18 protein-coding genes are annotated in these 21,447 nt (G+C 67.9%); 3 read left to right on the top strand and 15 right to left on the bottom strand.

Annotated elements, in window-relative coordinates; genetic code table 11:
* Positions 1-27 precede the first annotated feature (27 nt).
* From NS1_RS25890 to NS1_RS25900, 3 genes are all read right to left on the bottom strand, one after another.
* Positions 28-3,267, bottom strand: coding sequence for an arabinosyltransferase domain-containing protein (locus NS1_RS25890; RefSeq protein ID WP_062988726.1), 3,240 nt, complete (start codon positions 3,265-3,267; stop codon positions 28-30).
* 104 nt (positions 3,268-3,371) lie between these two features.
* Positions 3,372-3,869, bottom strand: a complete 498-nt coding sequence (locus tag NS1_RS25895) for a WKL family lipoprotein (RefSeq protein WP_056816407.1) — start codon at positions 3,867-3,869, stop codon at positions 3,372-3,374.
* 60 nt (positions 3,870-3,929) lie between these two features.
* The gene (locus NS1_RS25900) at positions 3,930-5,231 is read right to left on the bottom strand and encodes a DNA polymerase IV (protein WP_062988728.1); all 1,302 of its coding nucleotides are present in this window, start codon (positions 5,229-5,231) and stop codon (positions 3,930-3,932) included.
* Positions 5,232-5,410: 179 nt separating this feature from the next.
* Between NS1_RS25900 and NS1_RS25905 the strand changes: the two genes are divergently transcribed.
* Complete coding sequence (locus tag NS1_RS25905; RefSeq protein WP_056816413.1) at positions 5,411-6,292, top strand: UTP--glucose-1-phosphate uridylyltransferase; 882 nt, start codon at positions 5,411-5,413, stop codon at positions 6,290-6,292.
* On the opposite strand, the gene NS1_RS25910 is transcribed toward NS1_RS25905, so the two are convergent.
* Positions 6,289-6,819, bottom strand: a complete 531-nt coding sequence (locus NS1_RS25910; protein ID WP_062988589.1) for an NlpC/P60 family protein — start codon at positions 6,817-6,819, stop codon at positions 6,289-6,291. The two genes, NS1_RS25905 and NS1_RS25910, sit on opposite strands and share 4 nt — an antisense overlap.
* 273 nt (positions 6,820-7,092) lie before the next feature.
* The gene (locus NS1_RS25915) at positions 7,093-7,626 is read right to left on the bottom strand and encodes a TetR/AcrR family transcriptional regulator (RefSeq protein WP_062988591.1); all 534 of its coding nucleotides are present in this window, start codon (positions 7,624-7,626) and stop codon (positions 7,093-7,095) included.
* A 111-nt stretch (positions 7,627-7,737) separates the two neighbouring features.
* On the opposite strand from NS1_RS25915, the gene NS1_RS25920 reads away from it, so the two are divergent.
* Positions 7,738-8,151, top strand: coding sequence for an organic hydroperoxide resistance protein (locus NS1_RS25920; protein WP_062988593.1), 414 nt, complete (start codon positions 7,738-7,740; stop codon positions 8,149-8,151).
* Positions 8,152-8,211: 60 nt separating this feature from the next.
* Here NS1_RS25920 and ileS read toward each other — a convergent pair whose 3' ends face one another.
* From ileS to NS1_RS25960, 8 genes are all read right to left on the bottom strand, one after another.
* Positions 8,212-11,346, bottom strand: a complete 3,135-nt coding sequence (gene ileS / locus NS1_RS25925) for an isoleucine--tRNA ligase (RefSeq protein WP_062988595.1) — start codon at positions 11,344-11,346, stop codon at positions 8,212-8,214.
* 282 nt (positions 11,347-11,628) lie between these two features.
* Entirely contained in the window at positions 11,629-11,829 is a 201-nt protein-coding gene (locus NS1_RS25930) for a hypothetical protein (protein WP_062988597.1), read from the bottom strand.
* A gap of 89 nt (positions 11,830-11,918) precedes the next feature.
* Entirely contained in the window at positions 11,919-12,776 is an 858-nt protein-coding gene (gene wag31, locus NS1_RS25935; protein WP_062988599.1) for a DivIVA-like cell division protein Wag31, read from the bottom strand.
* Between the two features lie 60 nt (positions 12,777-12,836).
* On the bottom strand, positions 12,837-13,139 hold the full coding sequence (locus tag NS1_RS25940; protein WP_056816435.1) for a YggT family protein: 303 nt from the start codon (positions 13,137-13,139) through the stop codon (positions 12,837-12,839).
* An 89-nt stretch (positions 13,140-13,228) separates the two neighbouring features.
* Positions 13,229-13,984, bottom strand: a complete 756-nt coding sequence (locus NS1_RS25945; RefSeq protein WP_056816438.1) for a cell division protein SepF — start codon at positions 13,982-13,984, stop codon at positions 13,229-13,231.
* Positions 13,985-14,091: 107 nt separating this feature from the next.
* Positions 14,092-14,814: a YggS family pyridoxal phosphate-dependent enzyme gene (locus NS1_RS25950; RefSeq protein ID WP_062988601.1), complete on the bottom strand. Its 723-nt coding sequence runs from the start codon at positions 14,812-14,814 to the stop codon at positions 14,092-14,094.
* The gene (pgeF, locus tag NS1_RS25955) at positions 14,811-15,542 is read right to left on the bottom strand and encodes a peptidoglycan editing factor PgeF (protein WP_062988603.1); all 732 of its coding nucleotides are present in this window, start codon (positions 15,540-15,542) and stop codon (positions 14,811-14,813) included. The genes NS1_RS25950 and pgeF overlap by 4 nt, the downstream gene beginning before the upstream one ends.
* An 82-nt stretch (positions 15,543-15,624) precedes the next feature.
* Complete coding sequence (locus NS1_RS25960) at positions 15,625-18,555, bottom strand: helix-turn-helix transcriptional regulator (protein ID WP_062988605.1); 2,931 nt, start codon at positions 18,553-18,555, stop codon at positions 15,625-15,627.
* 178 nt (positions 18,556-18,733) lie between these two features.
* Between NS1_RS25960 and NS1_RS25965 the strand changes: the two genes are divergently transcribed.
* Positions 18,734-19,279: an LppU/SCO3897 family protein gene (locus tag NS1_RS25965; protein WP_062988730.1), complete on the top strand. Its 546-nt coding sequence runs from the start codon at positions 18,734-18,736 to the stop codon at positions 19,277-19,279.
* A 66-nt stretch (positions 19,280-19,345) separates the two neighbouring features.
* Here the strand turns inward: NS1_RS25965 and ftsZ are convergent, their stop codons facing one another.
* Both ftsZ and NS1_RS25975 read right to left on the bottom strand, forming a co-directional pair.
* Entirely contained in the window at positions 19,346-20,605 is a 1,260-nt protein-coding gene (gene ftsZ / locus NS1_RS25970) for a cell division protein FtsZ (protein WP_056816448.1), read from the bottom strand.
* Between the two features lie 160 nt (positions 20,606-20,765).
* Complete coding sequence (locus NS1_RS25975) at positions 20,766-21,443, bottom strand: cell division protein FtsQ/DivIB (RefSeq protein WP_062988732.1); 678 nt, start codon at positions 21,441-21,443, stop codon at positions 20,766-20,768.
* Positions 21,444-21,447: the final 4 nt, after the last annotated feature.

Raw genomic sequence — 21,447 nt, forward strand, 5'->3', positions numbered from 1 at the left:
GGGGCAGCCGATCACCACAGCCACCGCCTACCAGGCGGTGATGACCGGACCGGGGGTCCAGGTGCCCCAACGGTTCTCGGAGTCGACGCTGACCTTCGCGGGGCCGGCGGTGGTGTCGAGGGGCAGGTACTGCTCGAGAGAGCCCCAGTCCCTGTCCCAGTCGTTGTTCAGGTACGTCGGCAGGGTACGGGCGGTGAACAGGAGCTGGGTCCAGCCGAGCGGGCCACCACCGTCGTGGCCCTGCCACAGGTTGGTGATGGTGGCGCCGTTGCGGTCGGGCAGGATGCGGTATTCGGGGAGTTCGGCGATGCCGTTGTAGGTGGGCATCTGGTTCTGGCACGGGAAGTGCAGTCCCACAGCCCAATCCAGCAGGACCGGGGCGGAGCGGCCGACGACCGCGCTGAGCGTGGTGGTCTGCGGCATGCGCGGCGGGGTGAGCGCCAGCCACTGGTCGGCGCCGAGATCCTTGTCGGCGGCGACCAGGCGGACGACGCTCGTGTCCGAGGGCAGCTGATCCATCGGGACCCGCAAGTTGCGCCACATCGGCGCGGGGCCGATATCGGTCGGCGCGATCTGGCCGGTCACGGTGACGGTGCCGTCGGCCGCGGCGGTGCCGTACTCGACGGCCAGTTCCTGGCCGGGGTGGACGATGCCGTCGGCGTCGACCGAACGGATCCGGCCTGCCACCGACATCGCCAGCAGCGGGCCGCGCGGGCCGTCCGGCAGGCGGAACCAGCCCGTTGTCAGCGCGGCGGGTTCCTGGGCGCCGGAGCGGTAGCTACCGAGGACGGGGGTGGTCGCGGGGTCGAGACCGAACGGCAGCTGCAACGAGCCCTGCCGCGATTCCGAACCCGCCGAGGTCGAGGCGTCCCGCAGCTTGTCGGGATCGTCGGACACCGAATTCGCTTGGCCGGTGGTCGATTCCACCTCGTCTGAGGTGAGCACCGGCGCGACGCCGTCGGCCCGGAAGCCGGTCGAGTCGGTGCCGTTCATCGTGGTGGTCAGGTCACCGGACAGCGGCGCGAGCATCGAGGCGTTCGGGTCGGTTTCGACGAGAACCTCGTCGGCCATCCCACACCCGCCGGCGAAGGCCGCGGAGAGGTTGGCGCCGGCGAGGGAGTACGCGGGGTACTGGGAGACGGTGGCCTTGGCGAAGGAGGCCACTTCGAACAGCACCATCATCGCGGCGGCGACAGCGAGGACGGGCGTCCCGGCGAACCGGCCCACCTCGGCCTTCGGGTTCGGATTCGGGTGGACGTGGAACCACGCCGCCACCGCGAGCGCCAGCAGGGTCAGGCCGACGAACACAGTCGAGACGCCGTAGCCTGCGACGGTCGGCGGCTTGTCCCACCAGGGGATGCCCCACGAGGAGACGTACCAGTACCCGTTGGCACCGACCCAGGTCATGGCGAGGGTGAAGAAGAGGCCCGCGGCGAACAGCGCGCGATTGCGCAACGGCCGCAGCACGTCCGAACTCACCGCGACCGCCGTGACCGCGGCGACGCAGGTGGCCAGGCCCGCGAACACGCCGAACTGGTGGGTCCACTTCGTCGGCGAGAACATCATCAGCACCATGGCGGCGAGGGTGATGCCGAGCATGCGCCGGACCGGGCCGACCGCGGTGCCGGGGATGTGGCCGCCGCGCCGCAGCATGACCGCGGTGCAGACGATCAGGCCGATCAGCATCACGAAGACACCGAATCGCCTGGTCAGCCAGCCATCGGCGTTGAGCTGGAGCAGATACTGGTAGCGCAGGAATTCGAAGAACCAGGATTCCCCCGGCCCGATCACGCTGTGCACGGCGAACATCTCCCGCACACCGGCGAAGGTCCGGTCCGCGAAGACGACGGTGAGCACCACCGCGCCCGCGGCCAGGATCGGCAGCAACTGCGCCGCATAGCCCACCGACTTCGACCGGCGCACGATGATCGCGGTGACCACGCGTGCACCGGCCACCAGCGCGCCGAGGCAGATCAGGCCAGAGGGTGCGCCCGTGAGGGTGAACGCGGCCACGATCACCGCGACGGCGAACGGCACGAGCCGCCGGGTCGCGATCGCTCGTTCGACCGAGACCCAGGTGACCAGAACGCCCAGCGCGACAACGAATTCCGCGCGCAGACCATTGTTGTAGGGCAGCCAGAAGGCGAGGAAGACAAAGGCCGCGGTCCAGGTGGCGACGCGTTCGCGGCGCACGGCCACGCCGAGGCGCGGCAGCACTTCGCGGCTGATCAGCCACCAGGTGAGCACGCCCGCGCCGAGAGCGGGCAGCCGAACCAGCGGGCTGACCGCGGAGATGTGGGTGAGCCAACCGATGATGTCGACGTAGGGGGTGTAGAACGGGCCCTCGTCGACACTGAACCAGCGGTAGTAGTTGGACATGTTGCCCGAACTGCGCGCACCCCTCGCCATGCCGAGGATGTAACCGTCGTCGGAGGTGTTGGCGCCGATGAAATGCCAGACGACCAGTACCGAGAACACCAGCCAGTCGACCGGGCGCAGCCGCCACCAGCGTTGCGGCAGGAATCGGCGCGCGGAGCGGCCGTCGAGGGCGTCGAGGCGGTGCAGGGCGAACAGGGACACGGCCGTTGCCAGCAGGCACAGCACGATCGCGGCCAGCTTGAGCCAGGTCGGGGACGACGTGTAGCGGGCGTCGACGTCGATACGCACCGCGAGGTCCGCGGGGGCGGCGCCGGTCAGCTCGCTGAACACGCCCACGACCTGCGGACGCAGATCGGCGGCCACGGCGGCGCCGTCACCGAGACCTGTTGTGGTGACCGTGGATTCCTGCGGAGTGATCGCGATAGTCAGCGCGCAGGATCGGTCCAGCACGTCGGCGAGCGGGGCCGTCCACACCAGGGTCGAGCGGGAGACCACGTCTACGCGGCCGGGGCGTTCGGCGGTATCGGCGACCACCTTCACGACGAAGCCGTACTTCTCCATGTCGGCCGACTGACGCGGCACGGTGGAGACAGCGACACCGCCGGTTCCGGCCAGCGAACTCAACGCGGCACACGGCACCGTCGCCGACAGCGCGGCGGGCGCGTAGGCGACGAGCGGGGATTCGACCGCGGCGGGCGAGCCCTGCTGGGGCCACGACACCGTCGCGGCGTCGACCCGCACGGGCAGGAACGGGATCACCGCGGCACTGAGAATGCCGATCAGCCCCGCGACGATCGCGACGATGCGCGCCCACCCCGGGCGAGCACGTCGCGCGGGCCCCGAAACATCCTTGGGCGGATGCCCCTGCCGCACGATCGTCTCTACCACGGGGCCCGATAGTAGCCGCGCCACCGACAGCAGGCGAAACACCGTCTCGACTCACACGTAAAAGCCCCGTTCGGAAACATCCGAACGGGGCCGAGCGCGGAAGATCAGGGGCAGGCGACCGAGGTCTGACCCAGGTTGGTCATCATGCCGCAGGCCCACGACTTCTGGACCTTCCACTTGCCGTCCTCGGCCACGAACGGCACGTCGACGACATTGGTCTGACCGTTCACGGTGAAGTTGGCCTTGGCGTTGACGCTGTCACCGAAGGAGGTCACCTCGGTGACCTGCACCTGAACACTGGCGTCCGAGGCAGCCTGGGCCAAGCGGTTCGGCAGCTCGGGATCGGCCTCGCCACCCTGGACGAAGTCCAGCTTCTGATCGTTGGGGACCGCCGGATCCAACGCGGTGGTGAGCTGCTCGTTGAGCTGCTCCACGGTCGGCACGGGGGGCAGGTTCGCTGCCGCCGAGGCCGAAGCCTTCGCGCTGCTGGTGACCTTGGCGGCGGGCTTGTCACCCTTGTCGTCGCTGCACGCGCTCAGGCCGAGGGCGGCGACCACGGCCAGTCCGGCGATCGCTACACGTCCGGTCGTACGAAGCTTCAACTGCTCGTCCTTTGCGTTCGAGGTGGGAGTTGTTCCATCGCGGTAGCCGAGGCTACTCGCTCACGTGAGACTGGCGAGCGGATCGGCCCGTGTCAGCCCCGTGTCGTCGGCTGGAAAGGTACGCGCCGCGCCGGGGCCTGTCGAACTGGTCTCGAAACGCACGGTCACCACGCCGTACCCCGCACCCTGCACCCAGCCGTGCCCGAATTCCGGATGATTCACATCCATCCCCGGAAACCACAGTCCCACAGGCAGATTCGACTGGTCCTCCGGCGACGGTGGTGGCGGGTCCTCGGCGGTGCCGACATCGGCGGGTACCGCCTGATCCAGTTCGGGGAACAGCGATTCCTGGCGCACCAGCGACAGTCCGCCGTAACCGACGCCGACGAGGCGGATCGGGCCGAGCTCGGCGGGATCGATCGCCGAGCGTTGCGCGGCCGCGGTCAGGGTGGTCAGGTCGGCGGTGGCGTAGGGCAGGGTGAACGACCTGGTCACGATGCCCATATCCGACTTCTTGAGTTTGAGGACCACGGTGCGGGCGGCGCGGCCGTCGCGTTCGAGCCTGCGATGCGCCGACGCGGCCATCGCCGTGACGGCGGCGCGCAGGTCGGCCATGGTGACGATGTCGCGCTCGTAGGTGTTCTCGGCGCTGATCTGCTTGGCCTCGGCGCGTTCGGTGACCGGGCGGTCGTCGATCCCGCGCGCGAGCCGGTGCAGGGCGGCGCCCATGCTGCCACCGAGGGTGGAGACGGCCTCCGACTCCGGCAGCGCGGCGAACGCGCCGACCGTCTCGATGCCGAGGCTGCGCAGCCTCGCCTCGGCCACCGGACCGATCCCCCACAGTTTGCGCACCGGCAGCGCGGCGAGCAGCTCGCCCTGTTCCGAGGGTGAAATGACCCGCATGCCATCGGGTTTGGCCAGGCCGGAGCCGATCTTGGCGAGTTGTTTCCCGGTCGCCGCGCCGATCGAGGCGGTGAGCCCGGTCTGCGCCCGCACCAGAGCGCGCAGCATCGCGCAGTAGTCCTCGACCTGCGCGACACTCGCGCCCGCCAACTCGGCCGGTTCGGCGAAGGCCTCGTCGAACGACAGCGTCTCGAGCACTGGAACACAGCTGCGCAACGCGTCGAACACCCGCGCGCTCAGCACCGAGTACAGCGCGCCACGCGGCGGCACGACCACCGCCGACACGCCGATCAGACGCCGGGCCTGATGCATCGGCATGGCCGAGCGCGCGCCGTAGACCCGGGCCTCGTAGCTGGCCCCCGCGACGACACCGCGCTGAGTCGCCCCGCCGACGAGGACCGGGCGACCGCGCAGGGTGGGTCTGGTCAATTGTTCTACCGAGGCGAAGAAGGCGTCCATATCGATGTGCAGCACCCAGCGACGGGCGGTGACCGCCGCATCGGGCCTGGCCGGAGCCCCGGCGGCAGGGGTGTGGATGCTCACGAGGCGCAATCTACGCCGGGCGACCGACAAATTCCTCGAGCACATTGCCAGCCGTCGCACACAGATGACACAGCCGAATATGTGATGATCGGGAGATGAAGATCCGCAAGGCTGTCATTCCGGCGGCGGGAATCGGCTCCCGGCTGCTTCCGCTGACCAAAGCGACGCCGAAGGAGATGCTGCCGGTCGGGGACAAACCGGTTATCGAGCACACGGTGCGTGAGCTGGTGGCCTCCGGGATCACCGACATCACCATCGTCGTGAGCAGCGGCAAGTCGCTGATCCAGGATCACTTCCGGCCGAATCCGGCGCTGGTGGCGCAGCTGCGCGCCGACGGCAAGTCCGCCTACGCCGATGCCGTGGAGGAGGTGGGCGAGCTCTCCCGCGAGGGTCACATCACCTACCTCGACCAGCACGGCCCGTACGGCAACGGCACGCCGGTGCTCAACGCGGCGCGCCACCTCGGCGACGAACCGATGCTGGTGTTGTGGCCCGACGACGTGTTCGTCGCCGAGGTACCGCGCGCCCAGCAGCTGATCACCGCCTACGAATCGACGGGGTGCCCGGTGTTGGCCCTGCTGCCGATGTCGCCGGGTGAGTCGCAACGCTACGGCGTGCCGGTGGTGCGCGAGGACCTCGACGACGGACTGCTGCGCATCTCCGGCCTGATGGAGAAGCCCAAGCCCGAAGACGCGCCGTCGGCCTTCGCGGCGATCGGTGGGTATGTCGTGACGCCGGGCATCATCGACGAGCTGCGCATCCAGACCGAGAACTGGTACACCCATCAGACCGGCGAGGTGTACCTCACCGACGCGATCAACAACTACGCCGCCGAGCACGCGGTGTACGGCCAGGTGATCCAGGGCCGCTGGTACGACACCGGCAACCCGGCCGACTACCTGGTGGCCCAGTTCGCTTCGGCCCTGGCCCATCCCGAATACGGCCCGTTGTTGCGTCAGCTGGTGGACGAGAACTAGAACCGGCGAATCGCGAAGATATCGAATTCGCGCAGCGGGTGCAGGCCGACCGGGACACCCCAGTCGTGGGCGTCGAGGAGCTGGCCCATGCCCGCGTAGATGCCGACATGGGAGCCGTCGCCGTTGAGGATGACGACGTCGCCGGGTGCCAGCCCGCCGAAGGTCACCGGAAGGCCGACCTTCGCCTGCTCCCAGGTGGTACGCGGCAGGGTGACACCGACCTGCCGGAACGCCCACTGGACCAGCGCCGAGCAGTCCCAGGAGTGCGGACCCATGGCGCCCCACTCGTAGGGTTTGCCGAGCTGGGTCATGGCGGCGGTGAGTGCGCCGATACCGGTGGCGCTGGGAAACGGAATCATGCCGGAGCCACTGGAACTCCCCGACGATGATCCCGACGAGCCCGAGCCCGACCCTCCCGAACCCGACGCGCTACCCGGCTGCGAAAAGGCGGGACCGGCGAGAGCTGCTGTCGTGGTGACGGTGGCGACGAAGCCCAGGGCCAACCGTCTCAGGATTTTTCGCTTCATGTGCGCGCCCTTCCTCACGGCCGGGAGCTGAGCTGCCGGCTGGTCGGCTATCGGGCGGCATCGCCTGATCCTCGGGTGAGCCACCCACTGATCCGGTGTCGCGCCGGGATGTCACCATCTCCGGCGCGGCACCGTTTCCACAGGACAATCGTCACGAGCAGTCACTGTCGCCTCAGCGGTTCCATGCGCATCAGCAGCAACATCACGATTGTGCCGGACGAGCTCGCCGATGTCATCAACTTCAGCAACTTTCCAGCATATTTTCGAGAACGCTCAGGCGATGTGGGTCAATGCCGCACGGATACCGGCGCGCACCGTATCGGTGTCACCGACACCGCCGCTGATGGTGACGCCGTCGCGGGTGAGCAGCAGGGCGCGGGCCGCGTCGTCTGGGGCGGAGTGGCCGCCCGCACGGAGGTGTTCGGCCATCAGTTCGCGAAACCAGGTGCGGTAATCGTCGACGACGCGACGCACCGGGTGTCGCGGGTCGGGGAATTCGACGGCGGCGTTGAGAAAGGGGCAGCCACGGAAGCCGGGGCCGCAGCTGATATCGCTGAGGGTGTCGAAGATGGTGGTGATGGTGGCGAAGCCTTCGCCCTGCACCGATTCCAGCGCGGCGCGCTGGCGGGCGTACTCGCGCTGCAAATAGGCGACCACCAGGTCTTCTTTGGTCTTGAAGTGGCGATAGAACGTGGCCTTGGCGATGCCGGCCTCGGCGATGATCCGGTCGATGCCCACCGTGTGGACACCCTCGGTATAGAACAACCGGGTTGCCGTGTCGAGTAGACGTTCACGAGCCGCACTCATCGCCTGACCTGTGTCCTTTCCGGGAATCAGCGCTTCCTCTTGACGATACCAGACAGATCTGTCTACTCTGAAGTCCACAAGCGAACAGACAAGTCTGTCTAGGAGGACAACATGGCACCCCTCTACACCGCGGTCGCAACCTCGGTCGGCCGCGACGGCCGTTCCTACACCGATGACGGCGTCCTCGATCTGACGCTCGCCCGCCCCAAGGCGATGGGCGGCGACGGCGCGGGCACCAACCCGGAGCAGCTCTTCGCGGCGGGCTATTCGGCCTGTTTCGCCAGTGCGCTGCAGTTGGTCGCCCAGCGGATGAAGCTCGACGCCGACGACGCCTCGGTGACCGCCGAGGTCGGCCTGAACCCCCTGGAAGGCGGCCGGTTCGGACTCTCGGTCGTGCTGCGGGTCGAACTGCCGGAACACCTGCACAACGAGCAGGGGCAGCAGCTCATCGAGGCCACCCACCAGGTGTGCCCTTACTCCAACGCCACTCGGGGCAATATCCCGGTGGAACTGGTTGTCGAGTAACCGAATTCACGCGAAAAAGGGCGGGACCAGCAGGTCCCGCCCTTTCACTGTCTCGAAGTACTAGACCTTCGCGACCGACACCTTCACACCGCCCGTGATCTCGGCGGCATCGGCACCGGCGTCACCGAAGGTCAGTGCGGTGGCGAGGATTTCCCCGGCGATCAGGTCGCGGTGGGTCGCGGCCCACTCCGCCCGTTCGGCGGGCACATCCAGGACCACACTGATCCGGTCGGACACCTCCAGACCCTGCGACTTGCGGGTTTCCTGCAGGTCGCGGATCAGGTCGCGGGCCCAGCCCTCGGCCTCGAGCTCCTCGGTGACCACCGAGTTCAGCACCACCAGGCCGGCATTGCCGGGCAGGGCGGCGGTGGACTCGGGTTCGGCGGCCACCAGACGCTGGGTGTACTCCTCCGGCAGCAGGGTGATTCCGGCGGCGGTGACGACACCGTCGGCGGATTCGCTCCACTCCCCCGCCTTGACGGCCTTGATCACCGTCTGGACCTGCTTGCCGATGCGCGGGCCCGCGGCGCGCGCGTTGACGACCAGCTCGAACCGGCCGTGCGCGGAGACGTCGGTGGTCAGGTCGACCTTCTTGACGTTGACCTCGTCGGCGATCAGCTCGGTGAACGGCGCGAGCCGCTCGGCATCGGCCGCGGCGATGGTGACCTCGGCCAGGGGCAGCCGCACCCGCAGGTTCTGCGCCTTGCGCAGACTCAGCACGGTGGAGCAGACCACCCGCACCTCGTCCATCGCGGCGACGAGTTCGGGATCGTGCGGCAGCTCGGTCTCGGTCGGCCAGTCGGTGAGGTGCACCGAGCGCTCGCCGGTGAGCCCACGCCAGATGACCTCGGTGATGAGCGGCAGCAGCGGCGCCGCGAGGCGGGTGACCACTTCCAGCACCGTGTGCAGGGTGTCGACCGCGTCGCGGTCCTCGGACCAGAACCGCGAACGCGACCGGCGCACATACCAATTGGTGAGCGCGTCGGCGAACCCACGCAACTCGTCGGCGGCACCGGCGATGTCGTAGGCCTCCAGCGCCTCGGTGACCACGTCGCGGGTGACCGCGAGCTTGGCGAGGATGTAGCGATCGAGCACGTTCGGCGAATCCGTGCGCCATACGCCGGGCTTGGAGGCGTAGAGCTGCAGGAACGTCCACGCGTTCCACAGCGGTCGCATCGCGTGGCTCACGCCTTCGCGGATGCCGCGCTCGGTGACGATGAGATTGCCGCCACGCAGGATCGGCGAGCTCATCAGGAACCAGCGCATGGCGTCGGAGCCGTCGCGGTCGAAGACCTCGTTGACGTCGGGGTAGTTGCCCTTCGACTTCGACATCTTCAGACCGTCGTCGCCGAGCACGATGCCGTGCGCGGCCACAGTTTTGAACGACGGCGAGTCGAACAGCGCGGTCGAGAGCACGTGCAGCGTGTAGAACCAGCCACGGGTCTGCCCGTTGTATTCGACGATGAAATCGCCGGGGAAGTGACTGTCGAACCACTCCTTGTTCTCGAACGGGTAGTGCACCTGGGCGTAAGGCATCGAACCCGATTCGAACCAGCAGTCGAGCACCTCGGGCACCCGGCGCATGGTCGAGTTCCCGGTCGGGTCATCGGGATTGGGCCGGGTGAGCTCGTCGATGTGCGGACGGTGCAGGTCGGTGGGGCGCACGCCGAAGTCGGCTTCGAGCTGGTCCAGCGAACCGTAGACGTCCACGCGCGGGTAGGCCGGATCGTCGGAGACCCAGACCGGGATCGGGCTGCCCCAGTAGCGGTTTCGGCTGATGTTCCAGTCGCGCGCGCCTTCGAGCCACTTGCCGAACTGGCCGTCGCGGATGTGCTCGGGCACCCAGCTGATCTGCTGGTTGAGCTCGACCATCCGGTCGCGGAACTTGGTGACCGCGACGAACCACGACGGCACGGCCATGTAGATCAGCGGCTGACCGGAGCGCCAGCTGTGCGGGTAGGAGTGCTCGATCGTCTCGTGCCGCAGCAGCTTTCCGGCCGCCTTGAGGTCCTTGATGATCACCGGGTTGGCGTCGAACACCATCAGGCCCTCGTACGGCGGCACCATCGAGGTGAACTTGCCCGCCGGGTCCAGTGGCTGGACGATCTCGATGCCGTTGGCCGAGGCGACGTCCATGTCCTCTTCACCGAAAGCCGGTGCGAGGTGGACGATTCCGGTGCCGGAGTCGGTGGTGACGTAGTCGGCGGTGAGCACGCGGTGCGAGTTCGGGTGGCCGACGAAGAAGTCGAACGGCGGGGCATAGGACAGGTCGGCCAGCGCCGCGCCGTCGTACTCGCCGAGCACCTCCGGCTCCTCGCCCAGTTCGCGGCTGTAGTGCGACAGACGTTCGGCGGCGAGCAGATAGCGCTTGTCGTCGGCGCCGCGCACGTGCACGTAGCGCACGTCGGGGTGCACCGCGATCGCGAGGTTGGACGGGAGGGTCCACGGGGTGGTGGTCCAGATCAGCGCGTTCGCGCCGTCCAGCGCGGCGAAGGGGTGCTCGGCGGGGACGGACAGGCGCATGTCGACGGTGACCGCGGGGTCCTGACGCATCTTGTACGCGTCGTCGAGGCGGGTCTCCTGGTTCGACAGCGGCGTCTGCTCGTACCAGCTGTAGGGCAGCACGCGGAAGCCCTGGTAGATCAGGCCCTTCTCGTGCAGCGACTTGAATGCCCACATGACCGACTCCATGAAGTCGAGGTCGAGGGTCTTGTAGTCGTTGTCGAAGTCGACCCAGCGGGCCTGGCGGGTGACGTAGTCGCGCCATTCACCGGTGTAGCGCAGCACCGACGACTTACAGGCGGCGTTGAACTCGGCCAGCCCCATCTCGTCGATCTGAGCCTTGTCGGTGATGCCGAGCTGCTTCTCGGCCTCGATCTCGGCGGGCAGGCCGTGGGTGTCCCAGCCGAAGCGGCGGTCGACCTTCTTGCCGCGCATGGTCTGGAAGCGCGGGATCAGGTCCTTGACGTAGCCGGTCAGCAGGTGGCCGTAGTGCGGCAGGCCGTTGGCGAAGGGGGGCCCGTCGTAGAAGACGAACTCACCCTCACCGTCGCGGTTGTCGATGCTGGCGCGGAAGGTGTCGTCGCGGGCCCAGTAATCGAGCACCTGGGTTTCGAGCTCCGGGAACGTGGCGCCCGCAGCCGCGCCGAAATCGACCCGGGGGTATGCGCTACCGGTAGTTGTCTCGTCCGCCATCGCGGATTGCTCCTCGTGCCGCCGCGCCGTGAGCGCGGAATGTGGGCACGGGGACGATGTCGGCGCCGGTGCGCCGTACCGCGGTACCACCCCGTTTGCTCGCGCTGTCCCTCACCGGGGAGCGGCACGAGCCTCTCGTTGTGTGAGCTGTGACGGGCTCACCCGTTCGGTTCTACTGAGCGCTGCGCGCCGTTCTTCCGAAGGCTCCCCGGTGATAGCCGGATCGGCGCCATGTGTAGTTCGATTCTAACCGGGCGCGTCCAGTCGATATTCCGCGCCCGTTCAGTTCCGCCGGGCGTGTCGGCCGGGTGGGACCCGTTCGTTCTCGGGTTTTCGGCTGGTCAGCGCGCTCACGAGCAAACTCGCGGCACCGACAACACAGATCAGAATGCACCCCCACGCCCATACCACCGAACCGGTGGCGAGCGCCGCGACGAGCAGTGCGAAGCCGATCGCCGCAAGAACAAGCGTCAAGACGAGCATGGTGACTCCCAAGCCAACCGAGCAGCCCGACGATAACTGGGCATTCCCGAATCACGCGACGCGCTGCGCCGCGCGACTCGGAAACCAGTTTACTTGCCGCCCTTGGCGAAGGAAGCGGGAGCCAGACTGTTGGCCGAACCGTTGGTGTCGCCCGCGAACTCGCCGCCGTCGACCGGCACGGCCGACCCACGGTTCTCGAGCTCTTCCAGCTGCGATTCCAGGTAGGACTTCAGGCGCACGCGGTACTCGCGCTCGAAGGTCTTGAGCTGCTCGATGCGGCTTTCCAGCACCGTGCGCTGCTGGGTGATGGTGGCCATGATCTCGGCGTGCTGACGCTCGGCGTCGGCGGTGAGCGCCTCGGCCTTGTCCTTGGCCTGCCGGATCTGGGTGTCGGAGCGATTCTGCGCGTCGGAGAGCATCGCGTCGGACTTCTGACGCGCGTCGGCGATCATCGCTTCCGAACGGGTGCGGGCGTCGCCGACCAGTCGCTCGGAGTTTGCTCGCGCATTCGAGAGCAGTCCCTCGGCCTCGGTCTTGGCGTCGGTGGTGAGGCGGTCCGCCATCTCCTGCGCCAGGGTGAGCACCTTCGCGGCCTGCATGTTCGCGTCCGGGCCGTTGTTCTGCACCGGCGCCGCGACGGGCATCGGGGCGGGCGGCGCGACCGGGATCGGCTGCGGAACAGGTTCCGGCGCGGGGGGAGGTACCTGCTGCACGGGCGCCTTGGCGGCGCTGACCGGGGCAGGTCCGCGGTTCTTCTTGGCGTCGGCCAGCTCGGTGTCGAGTTCGGCGACCCGCTGACGCAAGTCGGCGTTCTCCTCGATCAGGCGCGAAAGCTCCTGTTCGACGAGATCAAGGAAGGCATCGACCTCGTCCTCGTTGTAGCCGCGCTTACCGATCGGCGGTTTGCTGAACGCGACGTTGTGCACATCGGCAGGAGTCAGCGGCATCGAAGGATCCCTTCACGCGTCTTTTGGAGAACTAGCAAGCGGTCTACTCGTTTCATTGTGTCACACGGAGGTCACGGGCTGCCCGAGCCTACCCACGATCGACATCAGGATGAAGACGAGGAAGAGCAGGACCATTATCGAAAGATCGAGACGAATCCCCCCAAGATTCACAGGAGGTATCAACCGCCTCAGAAGTTTCACCGGAGGGTCGGTAACAGTGAAGATCACCTCTAAGACGATCACCACTACACCGGTCGGGCGCCAGTCGCGCGCGAAACTGCGAATGAACTCGACGATCACCCGACTGATGAGCAACAGCCAGAAGATGAAAAGCACGAGGTACAGAACCGCGAACAGGGCCACGGCTTCACTCTGCCGCAAAATCGGCAGGGTGCAAAATGGCCGCGCCGCGCAGTGCGCGGGCGGCCATCTCGGCATCGGGTGTGTGTTGTCTATTTCTGGTTGTAGAAGCCGTTTTCGGCGATACGGCGGCGTTCTTCCGCTGATACGTCGACGTCGGCCGGTGAGAGCAGGAACACCTTCGTCGCTACCTTGTCGAACGAACCACGCAGCGCGAAAGCGAGTCCGGCCGCGAAATCGACCAGCCTTTTGGCATCGGCATTGCTCAGGTCGACCAGGTCCATGATGACCGGATTCCCTTCACGGAACCGTTCACCGATGATCCTGGCCTCGCCGTAGTCGCGTGGACGCAGCGTGGTGATCTTGGACAAGGGACCTCCGTCCTCGAAGATCCCAGGACGCCGCGCGGGCGCGGGCTCGGGGCGCATGCGCTCCTCCAGCCTGCGCTCCTCGGCGTCGGGATCGACCGCGAGCGCACCACGAGTGGAGCCGCGCATACCGGGTGCGACGCCGCCTGCCCGGAAGGACCGGCCCGACGACGGCGCCGTTTCGATCCTGGTGGGGCGACGCGGCGTCTCATAGCGATCGTCGGCGTAGGTGTCGGCGACATAGTCGTCACGACGCGCCTGGTAGGCCGACTTGTACGCCGGCTGTGGGAAGTCGTCGGCCTCGTCCTCGAAACGGTCGGAGCCGTACCGGTCTTCGGCATAACGGTCGTAGCTGCGCGGGCGGACGCGACCCGCGCGCTCCTCCGCGCCGCGAGGGGCATGATCGTCGACGTAGTCGTCTTCGTACTCATCGAGCGGAACCATGCCGAAGTACGCCTTGAACTTATGCAGGGTACTCATCTGGTCGACCTTCCTTCGGCCCCGGTGGCGGCCGGGTGTTGAAGTTCTTGCTCAGCGCCTCTTCAGCCCAATCGTATGTGTCGAATGTGACTGGTGAGGTTTCTTTGCTACGCCGAGGTTATCGGTCGGGCGCCCATCAAGGCGGTTCCGACACGCACACACGTCGAACCGTGTTCGACCGCAATCTCCAAATCACCCGACATACCTGCAGAAAGGTCGGTGGCCTCGGCGTGTTGCGCAAGCAGCGAAGTGTGCAATGTCGCAAGATTCGCAAACGACACATGACTCGGGACGTCAAGGGGCGGAATCGCCATCAGACCGGCCAGATGCAGGCCGGGCGCCTTCGCTACCAGGTCGGCCAGGGAGAGCAGATCGGCCGGTGCGACACCCCCGCGTCCGGGGTCGGCGTCCAAGCTCACCTGCAGCAGCACCCGCAGCGGCGCGATACGCTCGCCGGCTGCCAGTGCGTCCTGCGCGGCACGGTCGAGAGCGTTTGCCAGCCGTTCGCTGTCGACCGAAGCCACGGTGTGCGCCCACCGCGCCACCGCGCGTGCCTTGTTGCGTTGTAAACGGCCGATCATGTGCCATTCGACGTCGTCGTAGCCGAGCTGATCGACCTTCGCGGAGGCTTCCTGCTCGCGGGACTCGCCGAATTCGCGTCGGCCGAGAGCGTGCAGGATGGCGACGTCGGTGGCGGGAAAGAACTTCGTCACCGGGAGAAGGCTGACCGAACCCGGCGGACGACCCGCCGATTCGACGGCGGCGTCGATGCGGGCGAGCAAGCCGTCGAGACGAGCTGAGAGCTCCGCGGCGCGTCCCGTTTCGGTCATGCGGCGGAGTCCATCCAGATCACACCGGCGATGCGGCCGGTGGGTGCGCCCCGGCGGTGGCTGAACAGGGTTTTGTCCTCGATGGTGCAGCGTGGGTCAACCGCGATTCCGCTGACACCCGCCTCGGTGAGCTGTCGGCGGATACCCGCCCGCAGGTCGATACCGGGGGTCTTTCGGACGGTGGTGGTCGCGCTGCCGGGTAGGTGGGCTTCGACGTCGGCGCGCATGGCGGCGGGGACTTCGTATTGGCGGCCCGAGGCGGCGGGGCCGAGGAAGGCGCCGATGCGGTCGACGCGGGCGCCGACCGAGACCATCGCGTCGAGCACGCGCGGCACGATGCCTATCCGGGCGCCGATGCGCCCCGCGTGGACGGCGGCGATGACGCCCGCCTCGTCGTCGGAGAGCAGGATCGGCACACAATCGGCGGTGAGCACCACCAGCGCCAGTCCCGGCACGGTCGTGACCAGTGCGTCGGTCACCGGTACCGGTTCGGCGCTGGGGCCGTCGACGATCTCGACGGTGCGCCCGTGCACCTGCTCCATCCACACCAACCGATCAGGGGTGAGGCCGATACCTTCTGCCAGCCGAACCCTGTTGCGGCGCACAGCTTCCGGATCGTCACCGACGTGGTCACCCAGGTTGAACGAGTCGTAGGGCGCGGCGGAGAAGCCACCGGTGCGGGTGGTGGTCACCCGGCGAACGGTCACGGTAGGAGGTGCGGAAGTCATGTGTTCGAGCGTAGTGCCGTTGTGAGGTCGCGCGGTCCGCGCCCGGCGTGACGTCGGTCAACCCGGGTAGGAAGTCCGCCGATCACGCGGACGAATCGGCGCCGTCGAGATCGCCGAGCCTGCGTGCGATGCCCGCGCGGCCGGTCAGTCCCAGTTTGCGCAGGACCCGGCCGAGATGGTCCTCGACGGTGCGGGGGCTGAGGTAGAGGTGCTCGGCGATGGCCTTGTTCGTGTGGCCGTGGGCGGCCAATTCGGCGACCTCGCGCTCGCGCCTGGTCAGGGCGGCCGGCGCGCCGACTCGCTGGGCGCCTGCGAGCCTGCGCTGCGCGGTCGTCACCTCGTCGAGCAGGCGGATGGCGCCGGTCTCGGTGAAAGTCGCACGGGCGGCGGCGAATCGGCTGGTCGCCTGGCCGAAATCACCGCGTCTGCCCGCGATCGCACCGGCGAACAACTCGGCTTGCGCACGGTGCACCACCATCCCGGCGCGCGCGAACGCCGCGATCGCCATCTCGGCGGCCGCGGCCGCTGCCGCGGTATCGCCGATGGCCGCGGCATAGTCGGCGCGTGCCAAGGCTGCCGCGCCGACTTGGCTGCCGAGTCCGTCGACTGCCCGACTCGGGGGCGCTCCATCGGGGGCAGCAGGGTCACCGGTGATACAGGAGACGAGCTCCGGCTCGATGCCTGTGTTCGGGGGCTCGTCCGCTGCCAGTGGCGACTCCGCGTTCACAATCGCGTCACCGATCGGGACAGATGCGTCGGGGATGTGTGTAGGGCGGGCGCCGTGGGTGGTGACGGTCGCCGCGGCGGCTGCTTCGGCTCGGGTGATCAAGGCGTCGGCGGTCGAGAGATCGCCGGTGACAATCGCGGCGTGGGCCGCTCGGGAGAGGTGGGTCGGGTGGAGAGGACCCTGGCGGTCCTCGGGGGGCATCGGGCCGGGAAGGGCTGGGGCGGTATCGGAGAGGGTTGTCTCCACGACTTGTCGCCACCAGCGCATGGTGGGGCGTGGGAGGGCGGCGACGGTGTGCCACTGGACGGCGACCGCTGCGGGCGCAGCGGTCAGTTGCAGGGTGCGCAGTTTCAGTGCGCCGGCGAAAGAGAGCAGGTCGGGGTAGTGGAAGGTGGTCGCGGCATCGGTGGCTTCGTCGGCGGCGGCGATGGCGTCGGTGAGGCGGCCGAGTTTGGCCAGGCAGTAGGCACGGACGGTGTGGAGTTCGGCGAGGGCGTAGGTGCGGCCGAAGCGGCGGCTCACCGCGATCGCGCGATCCAGCTGACGGAGGCCGCTCGCGTCGCGGTCGAGGAAGTACGCGCACCAGCCGAACACGGGAGCGGCGTGGACGACTTCGCGCAGGGCGGTGTCGGTGAGCCGGCCGAAGGCACGGTCGCAGGGGTCGTAGAGCTGCGCTGCCTCGACGATTCGCGCGTCGGCGAGCAGCCCGAGGCAGCGCAGGGCGGTCGCGGCGGCGCGCACGGCCGGGTCGTCGATGGCATCGGAGTCGAACAGGGCGGTGAGGCGGGCTCGGCCTTCGGAGTCCTGGTGGTCCTGCGTTTCCAGGATCGCGAGTTCCAGTTGCACCGGTCCGTCACCGGGGCGGCGAGGCAGTGTCGCACCGTGGGCGAGCAGTGTTCGTGCCTGATCTACGCGGCCGAGCATGCGCGCGCACCGGGCCGACAGCAGCAGCGCCTCCAGTTGGTGCCTGCCCGCGGTGGCCGCCGCCGGTTCGAGGGTCTCCCCGGCCTGCGCGGCCGCACCGGACAGCAACTGGGCCCGGCCGAGTGCCAGAGCTTCGGCGAGTGGGTCGTCGGTCGCGGGGGCGACGCGCGCGGCGGCCGAGAGCCAGCGCGCGCTCGCCGCCGGTGCGTCGGCGAGCACCTGCTCGGCGGCCAGTCGCAGTTCCGCGCCCGCGATCTCGTCCGCGCCGAGGAGCGCGTGCTCGAGATGGCGTGCGCGCGAGGGCATCGACGCGTCGCGGGCCCGCAGTGCGAGGGCGGCCCGGCGGTGGGCCATCGCTCGCCATGCGTGGCCGGAAACGCGATAGGCGGCGGTGCGGATCAGCGGATGGGCGAACGTCACCGCGCCGTCGCCCACACCGACCACGCCGCGCCCGACCAGGCCGTCCACCGCCGCGACCACCACGGACTCCGGGAGAGCAGCTGTCGCGCACAGTAGTTCGAAATCGGGTGGCACCCCGCACACCGCGATGGCCTGCGCGACCAGCCGCTCGGTTTCCGGGAGCTGGGCCAGTTCGGCGCGGATCGTCCGATCCAGCGCCGCGAAGTCGTTCGACGCGGGGTCGGGTTCCTCCCCGCGCAGCGCCCGGTCCAATTCGCGGTCGGGTAGATCGGCGAGCAGCGTCAGATACAGCGGATTGCCATGGGAGGCACTCAACAGTCTGGCCCGCCGACGCGGATCCTCCCCCGGCAGCAGACCGTCGACATCGGCTTCGGTGAACGGCGGAACCCGCACCTGCACGGTCCGCACCCGCGGCGCCCGCACCAACCGGGCGATCGACGGCGGGCAACTATTTTCGCGGAAGGCGAGCAGCAGCCGGAATCCGCGGGCGGGGCGGTTGCGAATCAGAAAGTTCAGCAACCGCAACGATTCGAGGTCCGACCATTGGAGGTCGTCGACGACGAGCAGGGTCTCCTTCGCGCCGAGCGCACGTCGCACCCGGCGAGCCAAGTCGGCACCGTCGGGCGCCGATGGCGCGATCTCACTGCTGTCCAGCGCGGCGAATTCCGGTGCGGCCGGTGCCTCGTCGGCGTCGACCGGGCTCTCGTCCAACTGCTCGACGATGTCGTCGGCGAGGTAGCGCGGTTGGGCCCTGGCGTCTTCGGTGCCGGTGACCATCAGCACTCGACAGCGGGCGGCGCCGACGAACTCGGCGATCAAGCGAGACTTGCCGATTCCGGCCGGACCGTCGACCAGCAGCAACCAGGGTGCGTCGGGGCCGGTGAAAGTCGTGGTCAGTGCGGCGAGTTCGGCGGCGCGGCCGACGAATGCGCGTTCGAACATGACACTCCGTAGCTCACTGGCGAAATCGGCCGTGAACGGCCGGATCAGAGCATAACGGTGCCACCTACCCGGAATTACCGTGGTTTCCCGGATGCTCGGCGGCTCGGGGTGAGGTTGGGTGATCGGGGCCTACACCGCCGAAGGGTCCGCGGTGAGGTTCTGCAGAAAGAAGGTTCGCATGACGTTCACCGGCAAGGGCATGGTTTCGCGGTTCTCGCTCGCGCTGCTGGCGGTCACGGCACTCGGTGCCGCGGGTTGCTCGGCCATCGACAAGGTCTCCGAGGTGGCCAAGGACGCGAGCAAGTCCGACACCGCCCGCTCGAAGGTCGGTGAGTGCATCAACGTGATCTCGGCGTCGATCATCGACTCCAAGACCGAGCCGGTCGCCTGCTCGGCCGAGAACGCTGTTTACCAGGTCGTGCAGGTCCACGACAAGAAGGTCGAGTGCCACGAGGACTACACCTCCTACGAGGAGACCTTCGGCAGCGGCGGCACGGTGGCGTTCCTCTGTCTCGCCCCGAACTTCAAAGAGGGCAGCTGTTACAACGAGGGCATGATGACCGGCTACAAGTTCGTGCCGTGCACCGCCTCCGACGCCAGCTTCAAGGTCGTCACCCGCGTCGACGGTCAGGTCGACGAGCAGCTGTGTGGCGAAGACGCCGACCAGGTGCTCGTGGTCAACGATCCGAAGATCACTTATTGCCTCGGCAGCGCCAAGGGCTGATCCCCCGCACAACGCGAAAGCGCCCGGACTCGACAGGAGTTCGGGCGCTTTCGTGTCTGCGAATGCTTATCGACGCATGAAGTCCGGGACGTTGATCTCGTCGTCGTCGTCGCCTTCGTGCACTTCCGGGTTGTTGACGCGGTTCATGGCCGCCTCCGTCACCCGCTGACGCTCCGACTCCCGGTACCGCTCGGTATCGCGGTAGTTCGGCGCCGCGGCCCGACCACTGGACACCCCGGCCGTGGCGGGCTCGGTGGGACGCGACGGCGCCTCGGACGGACGTCCTTGGCCGATCTCGCCCGCGCGACCCGAACCGATCGGGTTCGACCCGGTCCGGCTGGTGGTGACCGCGCTGGTCTCGGTATTGCGTCGAGACGGGCCGCCACCGTCGAAGCCCGCGGCGATGACGGTGACCCGCACCTCGTCGCCGAGCGAATCGTCGATGACCGTACCGAAGATGATGTTGGCCTCGATGTGGGCCGCCTCCTGCACCAGCGAGGCCGCCTCGTTGATCTCGAACAGGCCGAGATCGGAACCGCCCGCGATCGAGAGCAGCACGCCGTGCGCACCATCCATGGAGGCTTCGAGCAGCGGCGAATTGATCGCCGTCTCGGCCGCCTTCACCGAACGACCCTCACCACGCGCCGAGCCGATGCCCATGAGTGCCGATCCGGCACCCGACATCACGCTCTTGACGTCGGCGAAGTCGACGTTGATCAGACCGGGGGTGGTGATCAGGTCGGTAATACCCTGAACACCGTTGAGCAGCACCTCATCCGCGGAGCGGAAGGCGTCCATCAGACTCACCGCCGCGTCGCCCAGCTGCAGCAGCCGGTCGTTCGGAATGACGATGAGGGTGTCGCACGACTCGCGAAGCAGGTTGATCCCTACTTCGGCCTGGTTCCCGCGCCGCTTGCCCTCGAAAGAGAACGGCCGGGTGACGACCCCTATAGTCAGGGCGCCCAATTTTCGGGCGATACTGGCGACGACAGGGGCGCCACCGGTACCGGTGCCACCTCCCTCGCCTGCCGTGACGAAGACCATGTCGGCGCCCTTGAGCACCTCTTCGATCTCGTCCTTGTGGTCCTCGGCGGCCTTGCGGCCGACTTCCGGATCGGCTCCGGCTCCGAGTCCTCGGGTGAGTTCGCGGCCGACATCGAGTTTGACGTCGGCATCGCTCATCAGCAGGGCTTGCGCGTCGGTATTGACCGCGATGAACTCGACTCCCTTGAGTCCTTGTTCGATCATTCGGTTGACGGCGTTCACGCCGCCGCCGCCGATACCGACGACCTTGATCACTGCAAGGTAGTTGTGCGGGGGCGTCATGGGCTCTCGCCTTCCTTCGATCTTAAACCCTCAACCTCAACCATAGGGTTGGCGTTATGTCAAGTATCCGACTGCTGCGGAACGCTATTCGCAGCCACTGCGATCGCGGCGCAGGCGCGCCGAGATGAGAGCCAGAATCTTGTGCCACAAAGAATGTCGCTCACTTTACCGTGACCAGATTCGGACTCGAAACGTCGAACACGGTCCCCTCACGGGTCAGTAGCGGCAACACGACGGCAGCTTTGCGCTCGCCGTCGCCCGTGCCGCCCCACACTACCTTCCTGCCATCGCGAAGGCTCAGCGAGACGTCCGAAATCGACCGTGCGACAACCTCGCCCACCTGCACCGACAGGGCGGGCGGCAGGGTGACCAGCACATCGACCGCCGCCCTGGCCGCCGCGGGCCCGGTGAACGAGCCCTCGGTGAGCAGTTTCGGCACCCCGATGGGCTGTTCGGGCTCGATCGCGAATTCGACGCTCTCGGCGTCGATCAGGTGGGCGCCGTCCGGGGCCTCGAAATACACCACCGGGGTTCGCTCCACGACCGTGACCAGCACTGTCGAGGGGAATTTACGCTGCACTCTGACCGAGCGCACCTTCGGGATCGCGGCCACGCGCTGGGCGATCGCGGTGGTATCGATCCGTAACATCGAACGGCCGTCAGGAATTTCGAGTCGGCCTCGCACCTCGGCGTCCGGCACCGCCGACAGGCCGTCGATGCGCACGGTGCGCACCGACAGGGCCGGGGTGAACCAGGCCAGTGCCACCAGCAGGGTCACCACGACCACCCCGACCACCGTCCAGAGACGGTAGCCGTGCCACCCGCGCGCGGCGGGCATCGGC

The sequence above is a fragment of the Nocardia salmonicida NBRC 13393 genome (assembly GCF_001613085.1).
Lineage (GTDB): Bacteria > Actinomycetota > Actinomycetes > Mycobacteriales > Mycobacteriaceae > Nocardia > Nocardia salmonicida.